This is a genomic window from Salinispora goodfellowii (assembly GCF_059570675.1).
Map to the genome: position 1 here is coordinate 41803 of NZ_JCANTD010000021.1, position 26687 is coordinate 68489.

Here is a 26687-nt window from a genome sequence, read left to right on the forward strand (position 1 = left end):
TCGTTCAGAAGTCGTCGTCGAAGGTGACGCTCCCGCTGACCCCCATCTGGTACGCCGACACCCGCCGCTCGAAGAAGTTCGACAACTCCTGTACGTCCTGCAACTCCATGAAGGCGAACGGGTTCGCGCTGCCGTACATCGGGGCGATTCCCAGCGTGACCAGCCGCCGGTCCGCGACGTGCTGGAGGTACTCCCGCATGTCGGCCAGGGACAGCCCGGACACCCCCTGTTCGAGCAGGTCCTCGGCGAACTGGACCTCGCAGTCGACCGCCTCCACCATCATCTCCCTGACCTGCTGCTCTAGGTCGGCATCGAAGAGGTCCGGTTCCTCGGCGCGGACGGTGTCCACCACGTCGAAGGCGAAGGCCATGTGCATGGACTCGTCGCGGAACACCCAGTTGGTGCCGGACGCGAGGCCGTTGAGCAGGCCCCGGGAGCGGAGGAAGTAGACGTAGGCGAAGGCGCCGTAGAAGAACAGGCCCTCGATGCAGGCGGCGAAGCAGATCAGGTTGAGCAGGAACGCCCGGCGGTCCGCCTGGGTCCGCAGCTCCCGCAGCTCGAAAATGGAGTCGATCCACCGGAAGCAGAACTCGGCCTTGCGGGCGATCGAGGGGATGTTCTCCACCGCCGCGAACGCCGCGAAGCGCTCCTTCTCCTCCGGCACGTAGGTGTCGAGCAGGTTCAGGTAGAACTGGACGTGTACCGCCTCCTCGAAGAGCTGCCGGGACAGGTAGAGCCGGCCCTCCGGGGAGTTGACGTGCTGGTAGAGGTTGAGCACCAGGTTGTTGGCGACGATCGTGTCGCCGGTGGCGAAGAACGCGACCAGCCGGGACACCAGGTGCCGCTCGGCCGGGGAGAGTTTCGCCAGGTCGGCGAGGTCGGAGTGCAGGTCCACCTCCTCGACTGTCCAGGTGTTCTTGATCGCCTCCTTGAACCGGTCGAAGAAGTGCGGGTACCGCATCGGGCGCAGGGTCAGGTCCATCCCGGGGTCGAGCAGCAACTGCCGCTCGCCGACGGTCTCGGCGGTCGCGGTACGGGTCTGGGCGGTCGCGGTACGGGTCTGGGCGTCGGTGGTCATTGGCATGCCTCGCAGCTTTCGGGGTTTTCCAGGGAGCAGGCCAGCGCCTCGGCGTCGGCCCCGGCGGAGCTCGACGGGGTCGGGGTGACGGCGACGGTGGCCTGCTGGATCCGCGTCGCGGGACGGGACCGCAGGTAGTAGGTGGTCTTCAACCCGGACTTCCAGGCGTACAGGTACATCGAGGAGAGCTTGCCGATCGTCGGCGCGGCCAGGAACAGGTTCAGCGACTGCGACTGGTCGATGTACGGGGCGCGGGCCGCGGCCAGGTCGATCAATGCCCGCTGCGGCAGCTCCCACGCCGTCCGGAACAGCTCCCGCACCTCGGCGGGGAGCTCGGCGAGGCCCTGCACCGACCCCTCCGCGCGCTTGATCTCGTCCCGGATCGGGGCCGTCCACAGCCCGCGCGCCTTCAGCTCACCGACCAGGTAGGTGTTGACCTGAAGGAACTCGCCGGACATGGTCTCGCGCTTGAACAGGTTGGACACCTGCGGCTCGATGCACTCGTAGCAGCCGGCGATCGAGGCGATCGTCGCCGTCGGGGCGATCGCCACCAGCAGCGAGTTCCGCAGACCGTGCCCCGCGACCCGTGCCTTCAGCTCGGCCCAGCGCTTCGGCTGCGCCGGCTCGGCCCCCCACAGCTCCGGGTGCAGCTCGCCCCTGGCGGCGCGGGTCTGCGCGTACGCGGGATGCGGGCCGAACCGCTCGGCGAGCCCGGCGGAGGTCTCCAACGCGGTCAGGAAGATCTCCTCCTGCACCCGGGTGGAGAGCTCCCGCGCCTCGGCCGAGTCGAACGGCAGCCGGAGCGTGAAGAAGGCGTCCTGCAGGCCCATCAGCCCGAGCCCGACCGGCCGCCAACGCGGGTTGGAGGCCGCCGCCTGCTCGGCCGGGTAGTAGTTGATGTCGATCACGCGGTCGAGGAAGACCACCGCGGTACGGACGGTGGCCCGCAGCTTCGCCCAGTCCACCCCGTCGGTGGTGACGTGGGCGCCCAGGTTGACCGAGCCCAGGTTGCACACCGCCGTCTCGGCGTCGTTGTTGACCTCAAGGATCTCGGTGCAGAGGTTCGACAGGTGAATCGTGTTGCCGGGCTCCCCGGTCTGGTTGGAGAGCGCGTTCGCGCGGTCCTTGAAGGTCATCCACCCGTTGCCGGTCTGCGCCAGGGTGCGCATCATCCGCCCGTACAGGTCCCGCGCCTTGACCGTACGGACCGCCTTCTTCTCCGCGACCCGGTAGGCGGCGTCGAACTCCGCGCCGTACAGGTCGGGCAGCTCCGGGGCGTCGGACGGGTCAACCAGCGACCAGTCCCCGTCCGCCTCGACCCGGCGCATGAACTCGTCCGGGAGCCAGTTGGCCAGGTTCAGGTTGTGCGTACGCCGGGCGTCCTCGCCCGTGTTGTCCCGCAACTCCAGGAACTCCTCGATGTCGGGGTGCCACGGCTCCAGGTAGACGCAGGCCGCACCCTTACGCCGGCCGCCCTGGTTGACCGCGGCGACGCCGGCGTCGAGGGTCTTCAGGAACGGCACGATGCCGTTCGACCGGCCGTTCGTTCCCCGGATCAGCGCGCCCCGGCCCCGGACCCGCGACCAGGCGATGCCGATGCCGCCGGAGAACTTCGACAGCTTCGCGACCTGGTGGTACCGCTGGTAGATGGAGTCCAGCTCGTCGCGGGGCGAGTCGACCAGGAAACACGAGGACATCTGGGTGTGCCGGGTGCCGGAGTTGAACAACGTGGGCGAGCTGGGCAGGTACGCCAGCGACGACATCAGCCGGTAGAACCCGATCGCCTCGGCCGGGGTCTGGGACAGCCCGCAGGCCACCCGCAGCAGCCAGTACTGCGGGGTCTCCACCACCAGCCGCGACTGCGGGTGCCGCAGCAGGTAGCGGTCCGCGACGGTACGCAGCCCGAAGTACTCGAACCGCAGGTCGCCGGCCGGGTCCACCGCGTCGTCCAGCTTGCGGGCGTTGCGGGACACGAAGGCGGCGGTGTCGTCGCTGATCAGCCCGAGGCCGTGGGCGTACCGGATGGACTGGCTGAAGCTCGCGACCTGCTGCCCCCGGACCTCCTTGTCCACGTACGCGGCCAGCAGTCGCGCCGCCAGCTTCGAATACTGCGGCTCCTCGCCGATCAGCTCCGCCGCCGTCTGGATCGACAGCCGGTCCAGCTCGGCCGTGGTCGCCCCGTCGTACAGGCCGCTGATCGTCTTGGTCGCCACCCGCAGCGGGTCCACCTCGTTCAGGTCGCCGACCCACCGCTCCACCGCGCGGACAATCTTGTTGACGTCCACCGGCTCGGTGTCGCCGTTGCGCTTGCGGACCTCCATCACCTGCCGCCGCTGCTGCTCCGCACCGGCCGGACCGTTCGTGGTGCCGTCCCGCGTCGCCGTCGTCTCCCCGGCCGAGCCGTTCGTGGCGCGTTCCCGCGTTGTCGTCATCTCCCCCTCCTCCGCCGACGAGGTCGACGAACACACGGGGGGACGCCACGATCATTCGCCCGGTGGGGTAACCACGCCGGACGGCTGCGGGCGTCGGCCGTCCCGCGCGGCCGCCGACCGCCGCACGCGTCGCGTGCGGCGCGCTGGCAGGTCTTCGGACTCGCGGGCACGCCCGGGGGACCCGGGTCGCCTACTGGCCGTCGCTTCCCAGGCTTCGATCAGCCCAGTGCGTGATGACGGCGGTCGTTCCCACTCACCGCTGCGGGGCAGTCCCGGATTTTCACCGGGTTCCCTCTTGCCTCGGCCACTCCCCGGGGGAGCGCCGAACCAGCTGCGGGAGACACCATATATGCCGCCCCCACCCGACATGCAACACCAGATGTCGTGCCGGGCGTGTCAGCGGCTGAGGAACTGCCGCAGGGCGCGAATCCAGGCGTCCCGGTCTTCGAGGTGGACGTCGTGCCCGGCGTCGGCAACGACGACCTGCTCGACGTCCGGACGCAGGGACACCATGCGCCGCACCTCGGCGGCGGGGATGATCCCGTGCTCGCCCAGCACCAGCAGGGTGGGTGCCGTGACCTGCTGCCACTCGTCCCAGCAGGCCCGGGCCGCGACGGCCGCGATGGCGTCCCGCATCACCGCCGGCTCGAACCGTGGCCAGAGCCCGTCCGGGCGCCGGTCCAGGTCCCGCAGCCAGGCCTGGGCCACCGGGGTGTCGCCCAGAAACTCGCCGGCCTGGCGAACATCGGCGAACGGCACCGGCCACGAGGCGAAGAAGGCACCCAGCTCGGCCGGGTAGTCCCCCCGCTCCTCGCGGCCCCCGACCCCGCCCTCCAGCAGCACCAGCCGGCGCACCAGCTCGGGATGCCTTGCGGCGAACAACAGCGCCGTGTGCCCACCCATAGACTGACCCACGACCGTCACCGGTGCACCACCGGCGAGTTCCGCGACGACGACGGCCACATCGTCAACGTAGGCCTGGCGAGAAAGGTCCTCCGGCCGCCGGGTCGAATGACCGTGACCGCGCTGATCCACCATGATCACTCGGTGCTCCGGCAGCGCCTCCGCCGTGGGCACCAGCTCCGCCGCGCTGCCGGCCAGCCCGTGCAACAGCACGACCACATCGTCGCCCGAGCCACCCACGAGGCAGGACAGTGCCACCCCGTCCCGACTGATCGTCACCCGCTGCACGTAGGAGTCCTCCTCGCCCTCGCGACTGTCCAACAGCCGGGCGACCCTACCCTTGCTCAGCTCTGCCGCGCCCGCTGGTTTTCGATGGACGCCAGCAGGGCGCTGTGCGTCTGCTCGTCGGCAGCCACGACAAGACCGCCCAGCCCGGTGTGCGGCGGCCGTCCGTCGATCCCGGAGACCACGCAACCCGCCGCCTCGCAGAGGGCGATCCCGGCCGCGAAGTGCACGCTGTCCCGCAACTGGTTGCCGTCGGTGACGTAGCCGGCGCGGCGGCCGGCGGCGACCCACGTCACCGCCAGGGTGCTGGCGACCACGCGCGGGTGGAACCGTGCGACGAAACTCGTGTCGGTGAGCATCCGCGCGACTTGGAAGTCGCCCCCGTTGGGAAACGGCGGATAGAGGTTGAGGTCCACCAGCTTCGAGTCAGCCGACGGGATGAGCCGCTCGTCCGTACCGCCCTGGCGGACGTAGGCGGCGGTGCCGTCGGTCCAGAACACCTCGTCGCTGAACGGGTCTGCGGCGGCGGCGACGGTGGGCTGCGTATCGCTCCGCAGCGCCACGTTGACCGCGACCAGCATGGTGCGCGCGGCGAAGTTCAACGTCCCGCACAACGGGTCGACCAGCCACATCCGCCCGCTGTCGCCGGTGCCCGTGCGCCCGCTCTCCTCCCCGACCAGGGCGTCATCGGGACGCGCCGCGCGCAGGGTGTCCAGGATGGCCTTCTCTGCCGCGAGGTCCGCTGTGGTGGCGAAGTCGTCCCCGCCCTTCGAAAACTGGGTCAGCGGGGATCCGTAGTGGGAGCGAACGACCGTCGCCCCCGCCTCCGCCGCCTCGATCGCCAACGCCTGATCTGTGATCGACATACCAGACACCATAGTTCGCCACTTCCACCGACCACCCGCTCAGCGTGGCATGCCGCCAAAGCCCCTGCCAGCTGCCGAAAACCCGTGAAGAATCGAGCTCATCCTCGGCTGCCATCACCGAGGCGGGACGAAAAAGGACATACGGGATGCCGAAGGAAGTTCTGTGCGCGTTTGGCGTCGACGTGGACGCAGTCGCGGGCTGGTTGGGATCGTACGGCGGCGAAAAATCGCCCGTCGACATTTCCCGTGGCATTTTCGCTGGGGAAGTCGGCACGCCACGCCTTCTAAATCTGTTTGAAAAATACAATATTCCGAGCACCTGGTTCGTGCCTGGGCACTCCATCGAGACGTTTCCCAACCAGTTCCGGCAGATCGTGGATGCCGGTCACGAAATAGGCCTACACGGGTACAGCCATGAAAACCCGCTCGCGATGAGTCAAACGCAGGAGGCCGCCGTCCTGGACCGGTGCATAGACCTGATCGAGTCGGTAGCCGAACATCCCAGGGGCTACGCCGCGCCGTGGTGGGAGTTCTCTCCGGTCACGCACAAGCTGCTACTTGAGCGGGGCATCCGCTACGACCACTCGCTGATGCGCAACGACTTCACCGTCCACCGGGTTTGCGTGGGTGAAACCTGGACCAAAGTCGACTACTCCGCGAAGGCCGAGGACTGGATGAAGCCATTGGTCCACGGCGAGGAGACCGATCTCATCGAAATTCCGGCGAACTGGTATCTCGATGACGTGCCACCGATGATGTTCATCAAGGCCAGCCCGAACAGCCACGGTTACGTCAGCCCGCGACAGCTCGAGGAGATGTGGCGCGACCAGTTCGACTGGGTCTATCGGGAGCTGGACTACGGCGTATTCCCCCTTACCATCCATCCAGATGTGTCGGGACGACCGCAGGTGCTTCTGATGCTCGAACGAATTATCGAGCACATCAACCAGCATGCGGGCATCAGGTGGACCACCTTCGACGACATCGCCACCGATTTCGCACTTCGCCACCCACGCACCGGAGGCAGCGAATAAGCACGCGACGCCCTGCGCCCGAAACGTTCGCCAGGAGGCGCTACCACACGCCCGCTTACGGTGTGCGTCTTCAGGACCTGACACCCATCTCGCTAATCGAGCTGCATCCACCGGTCCGGCCGCCGGAGCGGACCGAAGCCCACCTTGGCGTAGACGCCGTGCGCGTCATCCGTGTCCAGCAGAATCTTGTGGATGCCGAGGTCCGTGAGATGGTCGCGGACCTGGCCCGCGAGCCAGGTGCCCAGTCCACGACCGCGCTCGGCCCGGTCGACATACACGTCGCAGACCCAGGCGAAGGTGGCCCGGTCGGTGACCACCCGGGCCACCGCCACCTGGTGTCCGTCCCCGGGGCGATAGACACCGAAGCCGATGGAGTTCGCAAAGGCACGCACCACCGTCGCCCGGGCCCATCCACGGGCCCAGTACGTGTCAGTGGCAAGCCAATGGTGCACCAGGTCGAGGTCGAGACGCTCGCGTTCGGTGCTGACCAGGTAGCCGTCGTGGTGCGTTCGGGTGAACACCCCACGACAGTTCCCGCGACCGTATCCGGGAAACCCGTTCAGACCGGCTGGTGGGAGAGCACCGACTGGAGGGCCTCGATCAGGGCCACCGTCCGCGGGTCCGGGGCCATCGTGACGCGCAGCCCGTTCGTCACGTATCCGAAGGCGATCCCACTGGCCGGGTCGGCGTAGCCGAGCGAGCCGCCGTGCCCGGGGAAGCCGAAGGCGGTCGACGACCACCAGGGCTGCTCCGGCAGGGGCAGGCCGAAGCCGAGCGCCGGCCGGGTCGGCACCCGCAGCACCTGGTCGACGCCGTTGGCCTGTTCCCGGGTGGCGGCGGCGAGGGTGGCCGGATCGAGGATCCGGACACCGTCAACCGCACCGATCAGGCCCGCGTAGAAGCGGGCCAGGGACGAGGCGGTGCAGATGCCGTTCACCGCGGGGATCTCCGCCGCCCAGGTGCGGGGGTCGGCGAGGTCGAGCGGCGGGTCGGTCACCATCGTCGACCTGACCGCCAGCGAGGTGGGGTCGGTGAACGCGGCCAGCGCCTCCCGTAGCGCCGCCGGCATCGCCTCGGGGGAGGCGGGCGGGGGGACCGGCTGCTCGGTGATCCGGGCGACCCGGTGCGCCTCGGCGGCCGGTAGGCCGATCCAGAAGTCCAGGCCGAGTGGGGTGGCGATCTCATCGGCGAAGTATCGGCCGAGGCTGCGACCGGAGACGCGACGTACCACCTCGCCGACCAGCCAGCCGTAGGTGAGGCTGTGGTAGCCGTGCGCCGTTCCCGGCGGCCAGGCGGGTGCCTGGGCGGCCAGCGCGACGACGATCGGTTCCCCGGTGAGCGCCGCCGTCAGCGGGACCGGACGGTCGAGCACCGGCAGCCCCGCCTGGTGGGACAGGAGCCAGCGAACCGGGATGTCGCCCTTGCCGGCGGCGGCGAACTCCGGCCAGTACGCGGCCACGGGGGCGCCCAGGTCGAGCTGACCGCGCTGGGCCAGCAGGTGCACGCACGCCGCGGACGCGCTCTTGGTCGCCGAGTAGACCAGTTGGAGGGTGTCCTCCCGCCAGGCGTGGTCGGTGGCAGGATCGGCGACCCCGCCCCAGAGCCGGACCACCTCCCGGCCGTGCCGGTAGACGCTGAGGGCAGCGCCGATCTCGGAGCGTGCGTCGAAGTTCGCCTGGAACGCCGTCTGGACCGGCTCGTATCCCGGCGCGACGGTGCCATGTGCCACGGGCATGGATTCCCCTTCGGAGTGCCGGCTCCGGATGCCAGCCACCCGAAGCAACGCCGTCAAGGTATCCTTACCGCATACGTCAGGCAACCCTGACGGGCATATGCTGATTGGATGACGGAGGAGATGGTTCCGGGGCATGCCGAGCTCGTCGGATTCCGGCTGCCGGACGGGGCGCTGCAGACCACTGGGGCGCTGCAGACCGATGCCGCAGCGCCGGCTGACGCCGTCGGCTACCGGGCCGGATGCAGCTGCGGCTGGGCCGGCAGCCGGGACTACCCGGCCGCCGATGAGGGGCGCTGGATGGCCACCTCCGAGTGGGGCGGGCACATCCGACCCCTCCTGGCCGCCACTCCACCCGGCTGGCTGCTCAACCGCTCCGACACGCTGCGGGACGGCGTCGCCGAACTGACCACCACCTGGCCACTACAGGCGCTCGGCATCCTCGCCCAGGTGGAACGCTGGCAACGGCCCCTCATCGAACAGGCCGTGACCCAGGCGCGGGCGACCGGACTCTCCTGGGCCGAGATCGGCAACGCGCTCGGCATCAGCCGCCAGTCCGCGCACGAGCGCTTCCGCAGGATCGCCCCACCGAAACCCTCCAGCTAGCCGGCATCTCCACTACTACTGAAGTAGTGTTGAGGTCATGTCGATGCCGTTAGAGTCGGTTCCGTTCTCGGAGCTGCTGCGCCAACCGACGGAAACCGCCGAGCGGCTGTCCCGCGCTCGCGCGGTGCGACTACGGCGCCGGGACGCCACCGACCTGGTGCTCATGTCGGCGGAACGGGCGGTAGCTGAAGGTGAGGTGGTCGACCTGACCGCTCGGCTGCTGGCCAGCCTGGCACGCCAGGAACCCGACCTGGTCCGAGAGACGCTGCCCACTGTGTTGCCATGGGTGCGGTTCCTGCCTCCTGGAGAGGCCGAGCAGATGGCCGGTGAATTTGTCACCACGGCAGAAGCCGCTGCGGCGGTGGGCAACACCACGGCGTTGTCACAGCTACTCGCCGAGTGGCGGCACACGGCCGAAGTCCACGCCGACCCCGACCTTCACCGAATCCTCGCCACCCCGAGTTCCGACGACTTCGGGCCGGTCGATCTCCCGGACAGCGAGTGAACGCCAAACGCGGCGATCGGGTCGCACCACCTCCACGTCCCGGCGCCTACACCCTACGTTTCGCTACAGCTGACGCAGCAAAGGGCTGGGAAGAACTCTGTCGCCAGGCAGCCGCCAACACCCGGGCCGCGTTCGACAAACTTGAATCAAACCCCTGCCCCTCCCCACCGACCAGCCGCCAGCACCCCCTCAAGGGATCCCTCGCCACCTGTAAGCACAACGGGAAGACGCTGCCGCAGTGGCAATACGAGGTCACCGCGGGGGGGCCGCGTCTGGTACGTGGTTGACCACGACACCCGCACCTGCTGGCTCAGACACGCCGGCACCGGACACCCCAAGGCCACCGACTAACGCATAGGACGCCCTGATCCTGGAGTCGGCTGGTGTGGCCGGCTGCCGGTCCGGCCCATGCTGAACTGGCCGGACGAGTCGACACCGACAGTCGCCTGGCGCTGCGTGCGCTACTTCGTCAAGGAACATCCGCGCCAGGCGTGGTGCAAGCCGTCCTGCGGCAACCGCGCTCACGTGTCCCGGCACTACGAGAAGTATGTCCGCGACCGGTGGGAACTTTGGGCTGCCTGCGGACAGGTGTAGATGTGACAGCTGAGATGCGGGTCCGGATCCGGGCCGGAGACACCGACGCGTTCGGTGAGCTATTCGATGAGCATGCCGAAGCGGTTCGTCGACACGCGTTGTGGAGTGAGGGCAATCCGACGCACGCCGAGGACGTGGTCTCGCTGACCTTTCTTGAGGCGTGGCGGGTCCGCGAGTCCCTGTGCCCGGAGGGAGAGGGCCTGCGGCCGTGGTTGCTCGGCATCGCCACCAATGTGCTGCGCAACCGGCGGCGGACCGCGCGCCGGCACCGGCAGGCGTTGCGGCGGCTGCCATCCGGTGACTCGGTCCCGGACTTCGCCGACGAGGTGGTCGGCCGAATGCACGACGCCGACCAGGTTGCCACAGCCCTGGCTGCGCTGCGGACACTCCGCCGAGCAGACCGGGAGGTCTTCCTGCTCTGCGTCTGGTCGCAACTGGACTATTCAGCTGCCGCCGAGGCCCTGGGCGTACCTATTGGAACCGTGCGCTCGCGGCTGTCCCGGGCTCGGACCCGGCTGCGAGCACTGACCCACCAAGAGCTGGTGCGTACCCGAATGATCCCCGTCGAGCAGGGAGAGTACCGATGAGCGAGCCCACCGCTCCCCGTGTGCCGGCCATGCCGGCGACGCGCCGGCAGACACTGCGGCGGCACCTGATAAACGAGATCGAACGGCCGGTCCAGCGGTCACGGCGGAGGTTGTTGCTGGCGCCGGCAGCGGGTGTGCTGGCGGTCGCGGTCGGGGTTGCCGCCCAGCCGTGGCAGCTGGACCACCCGCCGTTGACCGTGGCGGTCCAGCAGGGGAGTCACAGCGGCGCGACCCTGCTCCTGAATGAGATGGCTGCAACGGCCGCCTGCAAGCGGGGCCCATCGGCTGGCGAGGGCGAGTACGTCTACGTCAAGAGTCGGGGGGCGTACGCCGAGTTGGGCAATGGTCCGGCCCAGCTGCAACCGATACACGAGCGGGAGATCTGGATCCCACGGTACGAACGAGGTGACGGACTGCTTCGCGAGCCACTCGTCAACTTGCCGATCATCGGCGTGATTCCGGAACGGACGACGCTCACGAACATGACGCCGAACGCGACGGCTGTCGATCTACCCACTGATCCCGATGAACTGCTGGCGAAGCTCTACCGGGAGCGGGATGAGCGGGGCCAGGGAAGCAGCCGCGATGGCGCGGCGTTCACCGCGATCGGTGACATTCTGCACGAGTCGTTGGTGCCGCCGCGGACGAGCGCCGCGCTCTATCTGGCTGCGGCGAAGATTCCGGGGGTTGAGGTGGTCCGTGGGGTCACCGACGCAGCCGGCCGACCGGGGATAGCCGTCGCGCGCACCGAAAGAAGCCGACGAGACGAGTGGATTTTCGATAGACACACGTATGATTATCTCGGCCAACGCAGCTACCTCGTGGCGGACACCGCCGACGGACCAGCCGGGACGGTGTTCAGCACGACCGCAGTGCTGCAGCGGGCCGTGGTGCCGAAGCTCGGAGAGCGCCCGGCGCCACAGCCGACACCGGTATGCGGCTGGGAGCAGGAGCGCGGCGGCGGCTGATCGGGGGTGCCCGGCGGGCCGGCGGAGGTGGATCACCCCGCCGGCCACCGAGCGCTAGCCGGATCAACAGTTGCGCAGCTCGGGAGACTGGTTGAGCAGCTGACCGCGGACGGAGATGAAGCGGCGGTAGGTTTCCGAGTCGACCGCGGAGTGCCGGAACGCCGCGACCCGGTGACAGTTCTGGAAGGCCAGCTTGACGCCGAAGTGGCGTTCAAGGCTGGACCGGATGGCGTCGCTGGCCAGCGCGCGCAGGAGCTGACCCCGCTCCTCCTCGGTCGGCGGCGGGACGACGTTGTCGGCGAACTCGGCGTCGGAGGACGCCAGCTCCGCCGCCACCCGGCTGACGGTCTGCCAGGCGTACGGCAGCGAGTCGCGGACGCAGGAGACGAAGGCGTCGTCGGCAACGGGGCCCGACTCGGCGGCCCGCAACAGGTCCGGTGGCACGGTGAGAGACATGATCCTCCTCAGTTGATAATGATCGCGGTTTTCATTACTGTTGCGTGCTGAGCACACCACGCAACGTCCACCGCGTCAATGACGCCACGTGGTGTGGCTCCGTCGGATTCACCCGATGCGCGGTCCTCAGGACATGCGCCCACCTCAGGGCCGTTTGACAGCGCCGCTCGCAGCAGCCCAGACTGTCGCGACAACTCAACCAACGCGTGCGTGCGGGGGAAGTCCGGTCAAAATCCGGCGCTGGCCCGCAACGGTAGGCCGTCGAGGTTCATCTGCGACGGCAAGCCCGAATACCCGCCACGCTCGCGCACCCCTACCCACCCGTCGTGGCCCACGGGTCGGAGGCCCCGACCCGACGCTGACCAACAGCGCTCGGCTGGGTTCTGACGACCGCAGGGCGGAAAGGCACTCCTGATGGTCGTGTCCCACCTTCGATCCACACTCCGCACCCGCGCCGCCGGCCTGTTGGCCGCCGCCGTCGCCGGGATCGCCCTGACCGCTGTCGAGCCCGCCCCCCAAGCCGCGCGAGCCGACGCCTGTGCCGGCACCTCGGGCGTCACCGTGGTGATCGACTTCACCGCTTTCGGCGGCGAGGTCGAGGTCGCCTGCGCCCCCGGCGACCCGGACACCGGGCTGACCGCCATCCAGGACGCCGGCTTCGCCGTCGAGGGCACCGCCCGCTGGGGTCTTGCCTTCGTCTGCCGACTCGGCGGCCTGCCCACCCCGGACGTCGAGCCCTGCATCGACACCCCGCAGGCCAGCGGGTACTGGTCGTACTGGCACGCGTCCAGCGGCGGTGACTGGGAGTACAGCGACAAGGGCGTGCTCAACTACGACCCGGCCCCGGGCAGCGTCGAGGGTTGGTCCTACGGTGCCAGCGAGCCGCCGAGCATCCCCGCCCCCTGATTCACCCGCGCCGCTGGTGTGACCAGTGGCGCACCCCGGGTGCCCGGAACTGTCCTGGCGTCGTCACACGCCCTAGCGGTACGGTGACGGGCACCCGGTACACACTGGGCACAACTGCATAAGTCCCGCGTGGGGGGAAGCCGGTGCGATGCCGGCGCTGACCCGCAGCCGTGAGCGAGAGAACCCTTTCGCGAGCCGGAATGCCCCGCCCGGGACGAGCGGCTTCCACTGTCGAGGTCTACAGGGTGAAGTCCGGTCCGCCGAGGTCTGTCCACCCCGCTCACCGCAGTACGCGGAGCGGGGTTTTCGTATCCCGGGTGCTTGCCGGAGCTCACCGACTGCTCTAGAAAGGCACCCCCTCATGGCCCTGTCCCGGCGCCTCGCCACCGGTCTCGGCGCGGCCGCGGCAACCACCCTCGCCGCGGTAGCCGCCGCCCCACTGACCGTGGTGGCGGCCCCCGACCCGGACCACGCCGCCGCAGCCCGCGCAGCGGCGTCCTGGCTCGCCGACGAATTCACCGATGGCGTCCTGCCCGGCCCGATCAACCCGGAGGACTGGGGGCTGACCATCGACGGTCTCCTCGCGCTCGCCGCCACCGGGGTCGACCCGTCGACCCGGCAGGCGGCGACCGCCCAGGTCGCGGCGAACGTGCGCGCCTACAACAGCTACGACCACTGGGGCATCGAGGGCTTCACCGACGGCGGGGCGACCGCGAAGCTGCTCTACGCCGCCTCCGCCTCCAGCGCCGACCCCACCGACTTCGGCGGCTACGACCTGCGGGCCGAGACCCTGTCGCTGATCGCCGGAGCGGACATCGACCACCAGCGGGGACGGATCACCAGCGCTACCACCCCACAGACCGGCGCAGACCCCAGTAACACCTTCGACCAGTCCTTCGCCGTGCTGGGCCTGACCCGCAGCGGCGGCGTACCGCAGGACGCGGTGGACTTCCTCATCCGGCAGCAGTGCGCGGCGGGCGGCTTCCGCCTCTACCCGGACACGGCCGACGGGCCCTCGCCGTCCTGCGACGACCAACCCGACGCCACCCTCGACGTCGACTCGACCGCGATGGCCGTGCAGGCGCTGCTGAGCGCCGCCGAGGACGGTGCCACAAGCGCCGCCGACGCGGCCGCCGCCGGCGCGGACTGGCTGGTGTCCCAGCAGCACACCGACGGGTCGTTCGGCGGCTCCGGGCCGACCACCGGAAAGAATTCCAACAGCACCGGCCTGGCCGGGCAGGCCCTCGCCGCCGCCGGACGCGACCCGGCAGCCACCGAGGCGGCGGTGGCGCTGGCCGCGCTCCAGCTGACCGCGGCGAGCGGCGGGGCGGCCGCCGCGGAGGCGGGCGCCATCGCCTACAACGCCGACGGGCTCGCCGCCGCCGTCGCGGACGGGCTCGGCGACAACAGCCGGGACCAGTGGCGTCGGGCCACCGCCCAGGCGCTGCTCGGGCTCGCCCAGGTGCCGCTGGGTCGGATCGGCCTCGACCCGCCGCCGACCGGGCAGCCCACCCCGACCGGCACCGCCTCGCCCACCGGATCGCCGACCGGCACCGGATCGCCGACGCCGACCGCCACCGCCAGCCCGACACCGAGCGCCACCGGGACCGCCCCGCCGGAGCCGCCCGCCGCGTCACCGACCGGCAGCGCTCCGGTGACTCCCACACCGACCACCTCCAGCCCCGGTGGTGGGCTGCCGACCACCGGCGCGGCGATCACCAGCTACGTGCTGCTCGCGGTACTGCTGCTCGGTGGCGGCGTCGGGCTGCTCATCCTCGGCCGTCGGCGGGCGAATTGAGCCGCAGGACGCTCCGCGGCTCAGTGGCCGTCGCCCTGGTCGCCGCCGGCTCGGTGATCGGGCCGGGGAGCCCGGCGGTAGCCGCCGGGCTCCCCGGCTACTGCCCGGACGCCTCCGGCGTCACCGTCGTGGTCGACTTCAACGAGCTCGGGGGCGGAACGGTTGTCCGCTGCGCCCCGGGCAGCCAGGCCACCGGGCTGGCCGCACTGAAGGGCGCCGGCTTCCCGATCACCGGCACGCTGCGCTGGGGCGAGGGATTCATCTGCCGGATCGAGGGCAAACCGTCGGCGGACGCGGAGAAGTGCGTCGACACGCCGCCGGCCAGCGCCTACTGGTCGTACTGGCACGCCCCGAACGGTGGCAGCTGGACCTACAGCGACAAGGGGGTGCTGAACCGTACGCCCCCGGCGGGCAGCTTCGAGGGCTGGTCGTTCTCCCTCAACCGCGACCCCAACGACGCGCCCCGCCCCGGGGTCACCCCGCGCCGCCCCGCACCGCCGCCCGCCTCGCCACCGCCGGCAGCACCGCCGACGAGCGACGTACCGGTGGCACCGCCACCGGCGGGCGGAGACGTAGCGCCGCCGCCCGCCGACGGCGGTCAGCCCGGGGCAACCGGCGAGCCGACCACCGTTGATCCGTCGACTTCGGCCACCGCCGCGCCGTCCGCCAGCGCGGCAGGCCACCCGTACCCGGAGACTGCCACCGCCTCGACGCAGCCGGGCTCCGCCGACGAGCCCGTGCGGACCGACGCCGTTGCCCGCGAGGAGGGGGGCGTACCGCTGGGCACGCTGGCCGGGGTGCTGCTGCTGGCCGCCCTCACCGCCGGGGGCCTGGTCGCCGCCCGACGACGACGGGTCGCCGACCCGGATGACTGACGCCACGGCGGACCGCCACGCGACCGCCAATCGCCGGATGACTGACGCCACGGCGGACCGCCACGCGACCGCCAATCGCCGGATGACTGACGCCGCGGTGGACAGCCCCGCGACCGCCGATCGGTGGTCGGCCCGCTGGTCCGCCTGGCGACTGCCGCGCGGGCTGCACCCGGGCGCCTGGTGGCTCTGGGCGCTCGGGCTGGCGACCGCGGCCAGCCACACCACCAACCCGCTGGGGCTCACCCTGCTGGTCGCGGTCGCCGCGCTGGTGGTCGTAGCGCGACGCGGGCACGCCCCCTGGGCGCTGGCGTTCCGCATGTACGTCTGGCTCGGCGTGGTGATCGTCGCGATGCGGGTGGTGTTCCGGATCGTCTTCGGTGGCGGGCAGGGCGAGCACGTGCTGGTCCGGTTGCCGGAGATCCCGCTGCCGGAGTGGGCGGCGGGTATCCGCCTGCTCGGGCCGGTCGCCGCCGAGCAGGTCCTCGGCGGGTTCTACGACGGGCTCCGGTTGGCGACGATGCTGATCTGCCTGGGGGCGGCGAACGCCCTCGCCAACCCGAAGCGGCTCCTCAAGGCCGTACCGGGAGCGTTGTACGCGGTGGGCACGGCGGTGGTGGTCGCCCTGTCGGTCGCCCCGCAGCTGGTGGAGAGTGTGCTGCGGGTCCGGCGGGCCCGCCGGCTGCGGGGTGCCTCCGGGCGGGGGATGCGGGCGTTTCGGGGCATCGCGCTGCCGGTGTTGGCCGACGCGTTGGACCGGTCGCTGGCCCTCGCCGCGGCGATGGACTCGCGCGGCTACGGCCGGACCGCGGCGGTACCCGCCGGGCAGCGGGCGGTCACCGGCACGCTGGTCCTCGGCGGCCTGCTCGGCGTCTGCGCCGGCACCTACGGGCTGCTCGACACCGCCGGGCCCGGCTACCTGGGGCTGCCGCTGCTCCTCGCCGGGCTGGTCGCCGCCGTGGGCGGCATGCTGCTGGCCGGCCGCCGGGTCCGCCGCAGCCGCTACCGGCCGGACCGCTGGCGGCTGGCCGAGCTACTCGTCGCCGGTTGCGGAATCGCCGCGGCCGGCCTGACCGTGCTGGCCGGCACGGCCGCCCCGGAGCTGCTCTACCCCCCGGTCAGCCCGCTCACCTGGCCCGAGCTGACCCCCCTGCTGCTGCTCGCCGTCGCCGTCGCGGCCGTACCGGCCTGGCTCGCGCCGCCGCCGACACCAGTCCCGAAAGATCACGCATGATCACATTTGACCGGGTGACCGTCCGCTACACCGAGGACGGACCGCCGCCGCTGCGGGGCGTGACGCTGACCGTCGAGGAGGGCGAGCTGTGCCTGGTCGCCGGGCGTACCGGGGCCGGCAAGTCGACCCTACTGCGGGCGATCAACGGGCTGGTGCCGCACTTCACCGGCGGCACCCTGCACGGTTCGGTCACCGTGGACGGCCGGGACACCCGCCGGCACCCGCCCCGCGACCTCGCCGACGTCGTCGGCGCGGTCGGCCAGGACCCGCTCTCCGGGTTCGTCACCGACACCGTCGAGGAGGAACTCGCGTACGGCATGGAGCAGCTCTCGCTGCCACCGGCGGTGATGCGCAAGCGGGTGGAGGAGACGCTGGACCTCCTCGGCATCGTCGGGCTGCGTGACCGGCCACTGCGGACCCTCTCCGGTGGGCAACAGCAACGGGTCGCCATCGGCGCTGTCCTCACCAGCCACCCCCGCGTCCTGGTGCTCGACGAGCCCACCTCCGCGCTGGACCCCACGGCCGCCGAGGAGGTCCTCGCCGCGGTCACCCGGCTGGTCCACGATCTCGGCGTCACCGTGGTGCTGGCCGAACACCGACTCGAACGGGTGATGCAGTACGCCGACCGCCTGCTCTACCTGCCCGGCGACGGGCGCGTGGTCAACGGGCCACCGGCGACGGTGCTGGCCGGCGTGGAGCTGGCCCCACCCCTGGTCGAGCTGGGCCGGCTGGCCGGCTGGGACCCGCTGCCGCTGTCGGTGCGCGACGCCCGCCGCCGCGCCGCCGAGTTGCGTGGGCGGCTCCCCGAAGAGGCGCCGCTCGCGCCGGATCCCGCCCCGGCGCCGACGACGGCGCTGAGCGCGCGGAAAATCGTCGTCCGGTATCCGGGCACTGTCGCCGTGGCCGGCGTTGACCTCGACCTCCAGGTTGGCCAGGTCGTCGCCTTGATGGGCCGCAACGGCTCCGGGAAGTCCAGCCTGCTCTGGGCCGTGCAGGGCAGCGGCCCCCGGCAGGGTGGTGCGGTGACCGTGACCGGCGCGGCGGGGGCCGGCGCGGCGGGGGCGGTCGACCCCAAGAGCCTGCCGGCGCACCAGGCTCGCCGGCAGGTCGGGCTGGTGCCGCAGACCCCGGGCGACCTGCTCTACCTGGAGACGGTCGACGGCGAGTGCCACCAGGCCGACCAGGAGACCGAGGCGGCGGCGGGCACCTGTCGCGCCCTGCTGGACCAGCTCACCCCCGGCCTGCCCGGTGACCGACACCCGCGGGACCTCTCCGAGGGGCAGCGGCTGGCGCTCGCACTCGCGGTGCAGCTCACCGCCGCGCCGCCGGTGGTGCTGCTGGACGAACCGACCCGCGGCCTGGACTACCTCGCCAAGCGGCAGTTCGTCTCGCTGGTGCGCGGGCTGGCCGCCGCCGGGCGCAGCGTGGTGGTGGCGACGCACGATGTGGAGCTGGTCGCGGCGCTGGCCGACCGGGTGATCGTGCTGGCCGACGGTGAGATCGTGGCCGACGGCAGCACCGCGGAGGTCATGCTCGCCTCGCCCGCGTTCGCCCCGCAGGTCGCCAAGGTACTGGCCCCGGCAGCGTGGCTGACGGTGGATCAGGTCGCTGCCGCGCTGGTCGCCCAGCGGGAGCCGGCGTGAGTGTCCTGCGGGTCGCTCCGCGCTCCGCCGTGGTGCTGGTGCTCGCGTCGGTCGCCGCGCTGGCCACCTTCACCTGGCCGCTCTTCGTCCCGGTGCAGCCGGAGAGCACCGCCCGTGCCGGGGAGGCGCCGCTGGTCTTCGTCGTCATGTTGCCGGTGCTGGTGGCGCTGGTGCTGGCGGAACTCACCTCCGGTGGGATCGACAGCAAGGCCCTGGCGATGCTCGGGGTGCTCGCCGCGGTCAACGCCGCGCTGCGCCCGCTCGGTGCCGGTACCGCCGGGATCGAGACGGTGTTCTTCCTGCTCGTCCTCGCCGGCCGGGTCTTCGGACCGGGGTTCGGCTTCCTGCTCGGCTCCACGTCGCTGTTCGCCTCCGCGTTGCTCACCGCCGGCGTCGGCCCCTGGCTGCCGTTCCAGATGCTCGCCGCCTCCTGGGTGGGGCTCGGCGCCGGCCTGCTTCCCCGCCGGCCCCGCGGTCGCGCCGAGGTAGCTCTGCTGGCCGGGTACGGCGCGGTCGCCGCCTACGGCTACGGGCTGCTGATGAACCTCTGGTTCTGGCCGTTCAGCGCCGGCGCGGAAACCCAGCTCTCCTACGTGGCCGGTGCGCCGGTCCTGGAGAACCTGCACCGCTTCGTCATCTTCACCGGGGTGACCTCCACCTTCGGCTGGGACACCGGACGGGCGATCACCACCGCTGTGATGATCGCCCTCGCCGGCCCGGCGGTGCTCGCCGCGCTGCGCCGCGCCGCCCGCAAGGCCGCCTTCGGTGCTCCGGTGACCTTCGCCGCACCCGAGCCGGGGATGCCGGCGTCGCTACCGACCTCGCTCCTGCCCGCGCAGGCGGGGAAGCCCGCCGCGGGCCAACCCGCGGGCCGCGACGATCGCCAGCACGGGTGGGACCAGCACGACCGCCAGCAGGGCGAGCCAGGGTACGTGCCAGCGCAGCTCGACGTGGAAGCCGACGTAGGCCGCCGCCGGCCCGATGCCGGAGACCAGGCCGAGCAGGGGTCCGGCGCCGACGATGAACCCGGCCTGGGCCGCGGCGATGCGCCGTCGGGTACGCCCGGTGGCGCCGACCGCCGCCATGGTGGCTAGGTCGGGACGGAGTTCGGTTGCCGCCAGGCCGACCGCCACGGTGCTGGCGACCAGGGTGACCAGGACGCTTACCGCGGCCAGCAGGTAGTACACGGTGGTGCTGTCCCCGGTGTCCCGGTCTGGCTCGACGGCCGCGACGGTGGCCGGCGAACGGGACTTACCGGCGGCGAGCTGCGCCTGCAGCAGCACCGCGTTCGCCTGGCCCAGCTCCGCGTTGTCGGGTGTGCGGGTTGGGTCGATGACCACCTGCCGGGGCTGGACGTCCAGCCCGAGGCGCTGCGCGGTCACGGGTGAGACCACCATGCCGGGCAGCTTGACGAAGTAGTCCTGCTGGGCGGCCACGACGGCCGGCAGCGAGGTGGCCGCCGCCGAGCTGGGCTCCGGCCCGCCGGGCAACAGGGTCACGTGACCGCTCGCGGCCAGGGCGTCGTTGAAGACCACCGCCTCTCCCCGGTCCAGGGCAGCCACTTCGGCGGTGGTGGCGGCCCGACCGGTGACCAGCCGCACGACCTCCGCCCCGCCGACGGCGATGTCGCGCTGCTCGTGGGCGCCAAAGACGGTGGGATCGGTGGTGCTGTCGGAGAGGTCCCGGAACACGGTGGGATAGAAGTTATCGGCTGTCCGCAGTGGCACGACGGCGCGGGCCGGCAGGGGCGCGGCCAGCCGCGCCAACCCGGCTGGCCCCAGCAGGTCGGCGAGCTCCGCTGGCACCAGGACCTGGCCGGGCCGCGCCGCCAACTGGCTGGGGGTGGCGACAGCACGGGCCCCGCCGGCCAGAGCCAGCGCGACGCTACCGGCGACGGCGGCGAGCACCGCGGCCATCGCCGCGGCGGTGCGGAGCCGATGCCGTACGGCGTGGCGCAGCGCCAACCGGGCCGGCATGGGCAGTACCCGGGCCAGGGGCGCGCTCGCCCGTACCAGTGCGGGCGTGCACATGACGACACCGAGCAGCAGGGCGACGCCGCCAGCGGCGAGCACGGCCGGTTGCCCCTCCGGGTTGCCGGAGACCAGCAACGCGACCGTGGCGACCGCGATCAGCCCCACGCCGACCACCAGCGCGACCCGGTCCAGCCGGGACTGGTCCCGCTGGCCGCCCAGGGCGCCGCGCAGGGGCCGCCCCCGGAGGGCGCGCGCCGGTAACACCGCCGCCAGGACCGCCAGGAGCAGGGTGACCCCGGCGACCCCCGCCACCTGACCGGCGGGGATCGACACCTCAGTCAACGGGTGGTCGGCGATGCGTTCGATGAGCGGGCCGGCCAGGGCGAAGGTCGCCAGGCCCAGGAGCGCACCGGCGGTCGCGGCGATGGCGCCGAGCAGCATCCCACCGGCGACGACCACCTTGCGGACCTGCGCGGCGGTGGCACCGGCGGCTGCCACCAACGCCAGCTCCCGACGTTGCCGGGCGGCGCCGACGGTGAATGCCGCGCCGACCAGAAGCACCACCTGGGTGCCGGCGAAGCTGACCACGAGCACCGTCGCCGCTGCCTCGATCCGCCGCTCCGCGGCGCTCGGGGCACCCCGTTCCTGATAGGAGCCATTGTGTTGCGGCGCCCACCCGCTGCCCGGCGGCACCTGCACCATCAGCTTGCCGCCCGCCGCGGAGAGCGGCGCGTCGTGCGACACGAGCAGCCCGGCGGCGCGCAACGACCGGCTCCAGTCGATCACCCCCACCACGGTGAGCTCCCGCTGCGGCATCCCGGCGGTCAGCCGGCTGCCCAACTCCAGCCCCAGCTCGTCGGCCATCGCCCGGGTCACCGCCACCTCGGCCGGCCCGTCGGGGGCCCGCCCGGACCGGAGCACATACCGGCCCTGGTTCAGCGGGTGCTCCGGGTCGGTCGCCTCGTAGTCCGACGCGCGCAGGTCCTCCGGGCCGCGGACCACCGTGCGGGCCTGTGTCAACCCGAGGGTGCGGCTGCCCGACGGCAGGGTGGCCACGATCGGGCTGTCGGCGTCAACGATCAGATCGGCCTGGCCCATCGTGAAGGTGGCGTTCTGCGCCGAGGTGCCGCTGAGGTTGCTCCAACTCACCAGCAGGACAGTGCCGGCGTACGCGGGGACGAAGAGCATCAGCAGGATCAGCGCGCTGCGGGCCCGATGGCGCAGCGCGGAGCGCCGGGTGATGCGCAGCGCGACCCGCCACGAACCGAACCGGCCGGCGGCGCTCACGACGGCTCCGCCAGCAGCCGCCGGGCATCGCCGCGCTCCGGGGTGGCGTCTACCAGTCGCCCGTCTCGGAGGAAGACCGTGCGGTCCGCCCAGCCGGCGTACCGCGCCTCGTGGGTGACCAGCACACCGGCCGCCCCGGCGTCGATCCGCGCCCGCAGGACCTGCAACACCGCGAGGCTGGTCTGCGAGTCGAGGGCACCGGTCGGCTCGTCCGCCAGCACCAACCGGCGCTCGCCGACCAGGGCGCGGGCGATCGCCACCCGCTGCTGCTGCCCACCGGAGAGCTGATCGGGAAACCGGTCGGCAACGTCGGGCAGGCCCACTTCCTCCAGGGCGGTGCCAGCCGCCGCGCGGGCCGCCCGCGCACTGCTGCCGCCGAGCTCCAACGGCAGGGCGACGTTCTCCGCCGCGGTCAGGTCGGTCACCAGGTTGAAGTCCTGGAACACATAGCCGATCCGGTCGCGGCGCAGGTGGGCCACCGCCGTCGGGTCGAGGCCGCCGATCCTGACCCCCGCCACCTCCACCGACCCGGAGGTGGGCACCTCCAGACCACCGGCGATGGAGAGCAGGGTGGACTTCCCCGAACCGGACGGCCCCATCACCGCGACCAGTTCACCGGCCCGGACGGTCAGGCTGACCCCGGCCAACGCCCGTACCGAGATATCGCCGGCCCGGTAGACCCGTTCCACCTCGGCCAGCCGCAACACCATGTCGCTCACCGCCGGGCCCGCCCCGACTCCGCGGTCTCGGCAGCCTCGGCCGGGAGCGACGTCGACGTGGGCGCGGAAGCGGAGGCGGAGGTGGGCCGGGGGTACCGCCACCGCAGCGCCGTCGCCTCCACATGGTCCAGCCACCGGAGCTCGCCCTCCAGGGCGAAGATCAAGTGATCGAGGAAGAGCGACCAGGTGAGGTCGACGTCCTCGTTGGCCTGTCGGCGCAGGTCGGTGTAGTCCCGCAGCTGCCGCATCGACTCGGTGCGCTGTTGCTGCACCACGATCGTGATGTCCACACTCGGATCCCGCGCGGCCATCGCGAACTTGATCGCCAGCTCGTTGCGGGGGCGCTCTGTCTCGGTGACCGGGGTGAGGTACCAGTCGGCGAGTGCCGCCCGCCCCGGCCCGGTGAGCACGTACAGCTCTCGCCCCTCGGCGTCCGTGCCCTCGGTGGCGACGAGGCCGTCCCGGACCAGGCGGTCCAGGGTGGTGTAGATCTGGCCGACGTTCACCGCCCAGCTGCCACCGGTACGTGTGTCCAGCTCCGTTCGGAGCTGGTACCCGTATTTCGGACCGTCCACGAAGAGGGCCAGCAGCCCCCACCGCACCGCGTTTCGCTGCATGACCGGGAACTTACCAGGTAACTAATTACTTAGTGACTACCCTCCTGGAGCTGGACGCGGCTGGGCCTAGCTGGTTACCGAAAGGTTCTTGGGGTTCGGAAAAGTGCCTCCTTCCCTGCATACGATCGGTTTCCTATGGTGTTCTAGTAACTGAAAGAGAGCGAAAGGAGGCGGTCATCATGGCCGTAACCCTGGTCAACCCGAGTGGACTTCCCGTGGTCGACGTGTACCGGCAGGTGTCGGTGGCGACCGGTTCCAAGCTGATTCACGTCGCTGGGCAGGTCGCCTGGGACGCGGACGGAAATACGATCGGCGAAGGCGACCTGGCCGCCCAGGTCGAGCAGTGCTACCTCAACGTCGGCACCGCACTGGCTGGCGTCGGGGCGTCCTTCGCCGATGTGGTGAAGTTGACCGTGCATGTCGTCGACTGGACCCCGGACCGGATGCCGGAGCTGCTCGAGGGCATCGGGCGGGCGTCAGCCAAGCTGGGCACCACACCCATAGCTCCGGCCTCACTGTTCGGGGCCGCGGCGTTGGACGCTCCCGAACACCTGGTCGAGGTTGAGGCGACCGCCGTCCTCGACTGATCACACCGGCGAGGTGTCGAACCGACGCCGCGACGACTCGATGTGGCTGAAGTAGCGCTGAGTCCAGCCACACATGCCGTCGACGACGCTACGCAGTGCCTTCCCCGCCCCGGTAAGGGTGTACTCGACCCGGGGCGGGATGGTGGGATACACGGTGCGCTCGACCAGGCCGTTGCGTTCCAGCATCCGCAGGTTCTGGGTGAGCATCTTGTGGCTGATGCCGCCAACCTCGTCGCGTAGTTCCCCGAAGCGCATGGTGCGTTGCCCGAGGAACTCGATGATCAGGAACGCCCACTTGTTGGCCACGTCGGAGAAGATCTCTCGTGCCAGCGAGTCGGCCCGCGCCAGATCGGCGTCTGGCAGCAGTTCGCTCGCCTCGTGTCGGTTACCCATCTGAACACTCTCTATCAGATCCTCAGTAACCACAAGAGAGTAATGATCAAACGGGGCCAGGAGTTGTCGACGCAGGCGCCCCGGCTGCGATGACGACGACATGACCACGGCGTGGATGCCGCGGCTACGGCAGAGCCGGTCGGCGGCGATCAACACGTACCCGTGGATCGCCTCGTCGGTCGACGGCGGCGAGGCGGATCAACCTCAAGCCCTCGCCAGCAGGCGGAACTCCCGGCGATTTGGTCGTATGACGAGGGTCACCGCGGGTAATTCAGCAACGACTAGCGTCGAGAACGTTCGTTCTCTACGCTAGTAACCAACGCGAAACGAGAACGACCGTTCTCCTGAACTGAGAGGTCTACCGTGCCGTACATCACTGTGGGAACCGAGAACAGCACCAGCATCGACGTGTACTACGAGGACCACGGTCAGGGGCAGCCGGTGGTACTCATCCACGGCTACCCGCTGGACGGGCACTCGTGGGAGAAGCAGTCCGCGGCCCTGCTCAAGGCCGGCTACCGGGTGATCACCTACGACCGGCGGGGGTTCGGGCAGTCCAGCCAGCCCACCGTCGGCTACGACTACGACACCTTCGCCGCCGATTTGAACACCGTCCTGGAGACCCTCGACCTCACCGACGTGGTGCTGGTCGGCTTCAGCATGGGCAGCGGTGAGGTCGCCCGCTACCTCGGCCGCTACGGCTCCGCCCGCGTCGCCAAGGCCGGGTTCCTGGCCTCACTGCAACCGTTCCTGCTGCAGACCGACGACAACCCCACCGGGGTGCCGCAGGAGGTCTTCGACGGCATCCTCACCGCGGTCACCGCGGACCGCTACGCCTACTTCACCGACTTCTACCGCAACTTCTACAACACCGACGACACCCTCGGCACCCGCCTGTCCGAAGAAGCCCTGCGCAACAGCTGGAACATCGCCACCGGCGCGTCCTGGTACGCCTCCAGCGCCGCCGTGCCCACCTGGATCACCGACTTCCGCGCCGACATCCCCAAGATCGACGTACCCAGCCTGATCCTGCACGGCACCGCCGACAACATCCTGCCCATCGACGCCACCGCCCGCGAACTCCGCAAGCAGCTACCCAACGCCGACTACGTCGAGATCGACGGCGCACCCCACGGCCTGCTCTGGACCCACGCCGACGACGTCAACCAGGCCCTACTGACCTTCCTCGCCAAGTAACCCCACCGACACCCCTGCCCGCTCCCCGGACCGCCGTGACAAAGGAACAACCCGCATGAACCCCGAAACCACCCTCACCCCCGCAGCCGAGACCGGCTCCGGCCGTCGCCCCGGTGGGCCGCGCTGCTAAGCGATCAGACCGCAACGAAGGCTTCGTCACTACCGCATCATCGCCCACGACCGCCGAGGCCACGGCCGCTCTTCCCGAAACCTGGGAGGGCAACGACGAAGACCAATCCTGGCTCCTGCGCTCCCAGCGCGCCATCGGGCGACAGCGCCTGGGCGTCAACGAGTTCGCCCGTCTCTTCCAGCCGCGCCCCGAACTCCTGCATGAACCGCATGTGCGCGTCGACCTCGTCCGGTGTCCACTGTTCCATCGGCGCCCAGTCCACGGCGGGCGCCGGGCCACCCCGGTAGTGCTTGAGCAGCAGGTACTTGGCCATCAACTTCTCCTGACGAGGCGACATCTCCGGCGGTAGCTCCACGCGGGAGCGTGCAGGACGCCACGCCCCCGCGCGGACACTACTGCTGACTGATCGATCAGGTTTGCTGCCGCACGGAAGAGGTGGCGACTTCTTGCCAGCTGGCCGACCGAGGGCTCAGGCTGCCGCGCACCGGGGGCGGGCAACGTCAGGTCGACGAGGTAGCGGTCCATCCGGCGTCCATATCGCGCACGGCGGCGGCCAGGTCCGACCAGCGCGGACCGGCAAGCAGCCCGAGGGCCACGGCGGTGACGTCGAAGGCGGTACGCGGCGCGTACTCGCCCCGATCCGCCCGGGCCAGCACCTCGGCCCAGACCGCCCGCACGTCCCGACCGTGCAGCACACACCCGGTTGACCTGTCGCACCAGGAGACGAACTCGTCGAACGAGTCCTGCAACGTGGCTGCCTGAGTCCGAACGAAGGCTGGTAGCCCGAGGCTGTGGTCGAAGACGCCCTCCAGCACCACGGCTCGCACCCGGTGCGGGTACCGCTCGGCGTACTGCTGGCCCGGCAGCGTGCCGTAGGAGCTGCCGTGGAAGGAGATCTGCCGCTCGCCCAGTGCACGCCGCAGCGCCTCCAGGTCGCGCACCGTACTGAGCGTGTCGGCGTGGTCGAAGACCGGAGTGGTCGGCCGGCACCGCTCCCAGAGCGCCTGGTTGTAGGCCACCATGGCATCGAAGTCGGCCTGGCTGGTCAGTGGGACCGACGGCTTTCGCAACGTCGGATCCGGGGTACAGACCGCTTCGGCGCTGCGGGCCACCGTCCGCGGGTCGAAGCTGACCAGGTCGAACCGGTCGAGCAACTCTTCGCTGAACCGGTCTCCCTTACGCATCCGCTCCACTCCGGAGTCCCCCGGGCCGCCTGGCCCGAACACCAGCGTGCCCACCCGTTGCTCCGGCTCCCGTGCGGGCCGGCCCGCGCTCCACCCAGGCC

At 71.0% G+C, this 26687-nt stretch carries 24 protein-coding genes, 3 pseudogenes and 3 riboswitches; of the genes and pseudogenes, 14 read left to right on the plus strand and 13 right to left on the minus strand.

All coding sequences use genetic code 11. The annotated features are described in order from the left end of the window. Positions 1-4: 4 nt before the first annotated feature. The 4 genes from T398_RS18545 to T398_RS18560 all read right to left on the minus strand — a co-directional run bounded on the left by T398_RS18545 (position 5) and on the right by T398_RS18560 (position 5564). The gene (locus tag T398_RS18545; protein WP_496448638.1) at positions 5-1078 is read right to left on the minus strand and encodes a ribonucleotide-diphosphate reductase subunit beta; all 1074 of its coding nucleotides are present in this window, start codon (positions 1076-1078) and stop codon (positions 5-7) included. Next, positions 1075-3510, minus strand: coding sequence for a ribonucleoside-diphosphate reductase subunit alpha (locus T398_RS18550; protein WP_496448563.1), 2436 nt, complete (start codon positions 3508-3510; stop codon positions 1075-1077). The genes T398_RS18545 and T398_RS18550 overlap by 4 nt, the downstream gene beginning before the upstream one ends. Positions 3511-3638: 128 nt before the next feature. After that, positions 3639-3857: riboswitch (cobalamin riboswitch) on the minus strand. A 49-nt stretch (positions 3858-3906) separates the two neighbouring features. Then, positions 3907-4701, minus strand: a complete 795-nt coding sequence (locus tag T398_RS18555; protein WP_496448640.1) for an alpha/beta fold hydrolase — start codon at positions 4699-4701, stop codon at positions 3907-3909. A 56-nt stretch (positions 4702-4757) separates the two neighbouring features. Beyond that, entirely contained in the window at positions 4758-5564 is an 807-nt protein-coding gene (locus tag T398_RS18560; protein ID WP_496448564.1) for an inositol monophosphatase family protein, read from the minus strand. 146 nt (positions 5565-5710) lie between these two features. Between T398_RS18560 and T398_RS18565 the strand changes: the two genes are divergently transcribed. After that, positions 5711-6598 (plus strand): polysaccharide deacetylase family protein, encoded by an 888-nt coding sequence (locus T398_RS18565; protein WP_496448566.1) that lies wholly within the window; start codon positions 5711-5713, stop codon positions 6596-6598. Positions 6599-6690: 92 nt separating this feature from the next. Here the strand turns inward: T398_RS18565 and T398_RS18570 are convergent, their stop codons facing one another. Both T398_RS18570 and T398_RS18575 read right to left on the minus strand, forming a co-directional pair. Then, positions 6691-7119, minus strand: coding sequence for a GNAT family N-acetyltransferase (locus T398_RS18570; RefSeq protein ID WP_496448567.1), 429 nt, complete (start codon positions 7117-7119; stop codon positions 6691-6693). Positions 7120-7157: 38 nt separating this feature from the next. After that, positions 7158-8333 carry a serine hydrolase domain-containing protein gene (locus T398_RS18575; protein WP_496448569.1) on the minus strand — a complete coding sequence of 392 codons (1176 nt, stop codon included), beginning with the start codon at positions 8331-8333 and terminating at the stop codon, positions 7158-7160. Positions 8334-8441: 108 nt separating this feature from the next. On the opposite strand from T398_RS18575, the gene T398_RS18580 reads away from it, so the two are divergent. The 5 genes from T398_RS18580 to T398_RS18600 all read left to right on the plus strand — a co-directional run bounded on the left by T398_RS18580 (position 8442) and on the right by T398_RS18600 (position 11590). Continuing rightward, a complete protein-coding gene (locus T398_RS18580) occupies positions 8442-8936 on the plus strand; it encodes a hypothetical protein (RefSeq protein WP_496448570.1) in 495 nt (164 codons plus the stop codon). Between the two features lie 37 nt (positions 8937-8973). Next, positions 8974-9441, plus strand: coding sequence for a hypothetical protein (locus T398_RS18585; RefSeq protein ID WP_496448571.1), 468 nt, complete (start codon positions 8974-8976; stop codon positions 9439-9441). A 408-nt stretch (positions 9442-9849) separates the two neighbouring features. Further along, entirely contained in the window at positions 9850-10035 is a 186-nt protein-coding gene (locus T398_RS18590; RefSeq protein ID WP_496448572.1) for a CGNR zinc finger domain-containing protein, read from the plus strand. Positions 10036-10037: 2 nt separating this feature from the next. Then, a complete protein-coding gene (locus T398_RS18595) occupies positions 10038-10622 on the plus strand; it encodes an RNA polymerase sigma factor (RefSeq protein ID WP_496448574.1) in 585 nt (194 codons plus the stop codon). Continuing rightward, on the plus strand, positions 10619-11590 hold the full coding sequence (locus T398_RS18600) for a CU044_5270 family protein (RefSeq protein WP_496448576.1): 972 nt from the start codon (positions 10619-10621) through the stop codon (positions 11588-11590). Before T398_RS18595 ends, T398_RS18600 begins: the two co-directional genes overlap by 4 nt. Positions 11591-11653: 63 nt before the next feature. Here the strand turns inward: T398_RS18600 and T398_RS18605 are convergent, their stop codons facing one another. Next, positions 11654-12046, minus strand: a complete 393-nt coding sequence (locus T398_RS18605) for an SCO5389 family protein (protein ID WP_496448578.1) — start codon at positions 12044-12046, stop codon at positions 11654-11656. A gap of 194 nt (positions 12047-12240) precedes the next feature. Then, positions 12241-12362, plus strand: a riboswitch (cobalamin riboswitch). A gap of 98 nt (positions 12363-12460) precedes the next feature. Here T398_RS18605 and T398_RS18610 point away from each other — a divergent pair. The 6 genes and pseudogenes from T398_RS18610 to T398_RS18635 all read left to right on the plus strand — a co-directional run. Next, a complete protein-coding gene (locus tag T398_RS18610) occupies positions 12461-12952 on the plus strand; it encodes an SCO2322-related protein (RefSeq protein WP_496448580.1) in 492 nt (163 codons plus the stop codon). Between the two features lie 89 nt (positions 12953-13041). Next, positions 13042-13179: riboswitch (cobalamin riboswitch) on the plus strand. A gap of 134 nt (positions 13180-13313) precedes the next feature. Further along, positions 13314-14750 carry a prenyltransferase/squalene oxidase repeat-containing protein gene (locus tag T398_RS18615; protein WP_496448582.1) on the plus strand — a complete coding sequence of 479 codons (1437 nt, stop codon included), beginning with the start codon at positions 13314-13316 and terminating at the stop codon, positions 14748-14750. Beyond that, positions 14747-15625 carry an SCO2322-related protein gene (locus T398_RS18620; RefSeq protein WP_496448584.1) on the plus strand — a complete coding sequence of 293 codons (879 nt, stop codon included), beginning with the start codon at positions 14747-14749 and terminating at the stop codon, positions 15623-15625. Before T398_RS18615 ends, T398_RS18620 begins: the two co-directional genes overlap by 4 nt. A gap of 82 nt (positions 15626-15707) precedes the next feature. Next, positions 15708-16856, plus strand: coding sequence for an energy-coupling factor transporter transmembrane protein EcfT (locus tag T398_RS18625; protein ID WP_496448641.1), 1149 nt, complete (start codon positions 15708-15710; stop codon positions 16854-16856). Next, positions 16853-18499 (plus strand): ABC transporter ATP-binding protein, encoded by a 1647-nt coding sequence (locus T398_RS18630; RefSeq protein ID WP_496448585.1) that lies wholly within the window; start codon positions 16853-16855, stop codon positions 18497-18499. The genes T398_RS18625 and T398_RS18630 overlap by 4 nt, the downstream gene beginning before the upstream one ends. Positions 18500-18717: 218 nt before the next feature. Then, positions 18718-19056, plus strand: a pseudogene (locus T398_RS18635) (ECF transporter S component); the annotation flags it as partial. Positions 19057-19311: 255 nt separating this feature from the next. On the opposite strand, the gene T398_RS18640 reads toward T398_RS18635, so the two are convergent. From T398_RS18640 to T398_RS18650, 3 genes are read right to left on the minus strand one after another with little or no spacing between them, the layout of a single operon-like run. Beyond that, a complete protein-coding gene (locus T398_RS18640) occupies positions 19312-21759 on the minus strand; it encodes an FtsX-like permease family protein (protein ID WP_496448587.1) in 2448 nt (815 codons plus the stop codon). After that, a complete protein-coding gene (locus T398_RS18645; RefSeq protein WP_496448589.1) occupies positions 21756-22478 on the minus strand; it encodes an ABC transporter ATP-binding protein in 723 nt (240 codons plus the stop codon). Before T398_RS18645 ends, T398_RS18640 begins: the two co-directional genes overlap by 4 nt. Beyond that, the gene (locus tag T398_RS18650) at positions 22475-23095 is read right to left on the minus strand and encodes a PadR family transcriptional regulator (protein WP_496448590.1); all 621 of its coding nucleotides are present in this window, start codon (positions 23093-23095) and stop codon (positions 22475-22477) included. The genes T398_RS18645 and T398_RS18650 overlap by 4 nt, the downstream gene beginning before the upstream one ends. 179 nt (positions 23096-23274) lie before the next feature. On the opposite strand from T398_RS18650, the gene T398_RS18655 reads away from it, so the two are divergent. Continuing rightward, positions 23275-23682: a RidA family protein gene (locus T398_RS18655; RefSeq protein ID WP_496448591.1), complete on the plus strand. Its 408-nt coding sequence runs from the start codon at positions 23275-23277 to the stop codon at positions 23680-23682. Here T398_RS18655 and T398_RS18660 read toward each other — a convergent pair whose 3' ends face one another. After that, on the minus strand, positions 23683-24075 hold the full coding sequence (locus tag T398_RS18660) for a winged helix-turn-helix transcriptional regulator (RefSeq protein ID WP_496448592.1): 393 nt from the start codon (positions 24073-24075) through the stop codon (positions 23683-23685). A 363-nt stretch (positions 24076-24438) separates the two neighbouring features. On the opposite strand from T398_RS18660, the gene T398_RS18665 reads away from it, so the two are divergent. Next, positions 24439-25272: an alpha/beta fold hydrolase gene (locus tag T398_RS18665; protein WP_496448593.1), complete on the plus strand. Its 834-nt coding sequence runs from the start codon at positions 24439-24441 to the stop codon at positions 25270-25272. Positions 25273-25529: 257 nt separating this feature from the next. On the opposite strand, the pseudogene T398_RS18670 reads toward T398_RS18665, so the two are convergent. Both T398_RS18670 and T398_RS18675 read right to left on the minus strand, forming a co-directional pair. Further along, positions 25530-25715, minus strand: a pseudogene (locus tag T398_RS18670) (YciI family protein); the annotation flags it as partial. 211 nt (positions 25716-25926) lie between these two features. Then, positions 25927-26673, minus strand: a pseudogene (locus T398_RS18675) (alpha/beta hydrolase); the annotation flags it as partial. Positions 26674-26687 lie beyond the last annotated feature (14 nt).

Bases quoted from the DNA above. Each gene is read 5' to 3' on its own strand.
- T398_RS18545 (WP_496448638.1), bottom strand. From the start codon at position 1,078: ATGACCACCGACGCCCAGACCCGTACCGCGACCGCCCAGACCCGTACC.
- T398_RS18550 (WP_496448563.1), bottom strand. From the start codon at position 3,510: ATGACGACAACGCGGGAACGCGCCACGAACGGCTCGGCCGGGGAGACG.
- T398_RS18560 (WP_496448564.1), bottom strand. From the start codon at position 5,564: ATGTCGATCACAGATCAGGCGTTGGCGATCGAGGCGGCGGAGGCGGGG.
- T398_RS18565 (WP_496448566.1), top strand. From the start codon at position 5,711: ATGCCGAAGGAAGTTCTGTGCGCGTTTGGCGTCGACGTGGACGCAGTC.
- T398_RS18575 (WP_496448569.1), bottom strand. From the start codon at position 8,333: ATGCCCGTGGCACATGGCACCGTCGCGCCGGGATACGAGCCGGTCCAG.
- T398_RS18580 (WP_496448570.1), top strand. From the start codon at position 8,442: ATGACGGAGGAGATGGTTCCGGGGCATGCCGAGCTCGTCGGATTCCGG.
- T398_RS18585 (WP_496448571.1), top strand. From the start codon at position 8,974: ATGTCGATGCCGTTAGAGTCGGTTCCGTTCTCGGAGCTGCTGCGCCAA.
- T398_RS18590 (WP_496448572.1), top strand. From the start codon at position 9,850: ATGCTGAACTGGCCGGACGAGTCGACACCGACAGTCGCCTGGCGCTGC.
- T398_RS18600 (WP_496448576.1), top strand. From the start codon at position 10,619: ATGAGCGAGCCCACCGCTCCCCGTGTGCCGGCCATGCCGGCGACGCGC.
- T398_RS18605 (WP_496448578.1), bottom strand. From the start codon at position 12,046: ATGTCTCTCACCGTGCCACCGGACCTGTTGCGGGCCGCCGAGTCGGGC.
- T398_RS18610 (WP_496448580.1), top strand. From the start codon at position 12,461: ATGGTCGTGTCCCACCTTCGATCCACACTCCGCACCCGCGCCGCCGGC.
- T398_RS18615 (WP_496448582.1), top strand. From the start codon at position 13,314: ATGGCCCTGTCCCGGCGCCTCGCCACCGGTCTCGGCGCGGCCGCGGCA.
- T398_RS18625 (WP_496448641.1), top strand. From the start codon at position 15,708: ATGACTGACGCCGCGGTGGACAGCCCCGCGACCGCCGATCGGTGGTCG.
- T398_RS18630 (WP_496448585.1), top strand. From the start codon at position 16,853: ATGATCACATTTGACCGGGTGACCGTCCGCTACACCGAGGACGGACCG.
- T398_RS18650 (WP_496448590.1), bottom strand. From the start codon at position 23,095: ATGCAGCGAAACGCGGTGCGGTGGGGGCTGCTGGCCCTCTTCGTGGAC.
- T398_RS18655 (WP_496448591.1), top strand. From the start codon at position 23,275: ATGGCCGTAACCCTGGTCAACCCGAGTGGACTTCCCGTGGTCGACGTG.
- T398_RS18660 (WP_496448592.1), bottom strand. From the start codon at position 24,075: ATGGGTAACCGACACGAGGCGAGCGAACTGCTGCCAGACGCCGATCTG.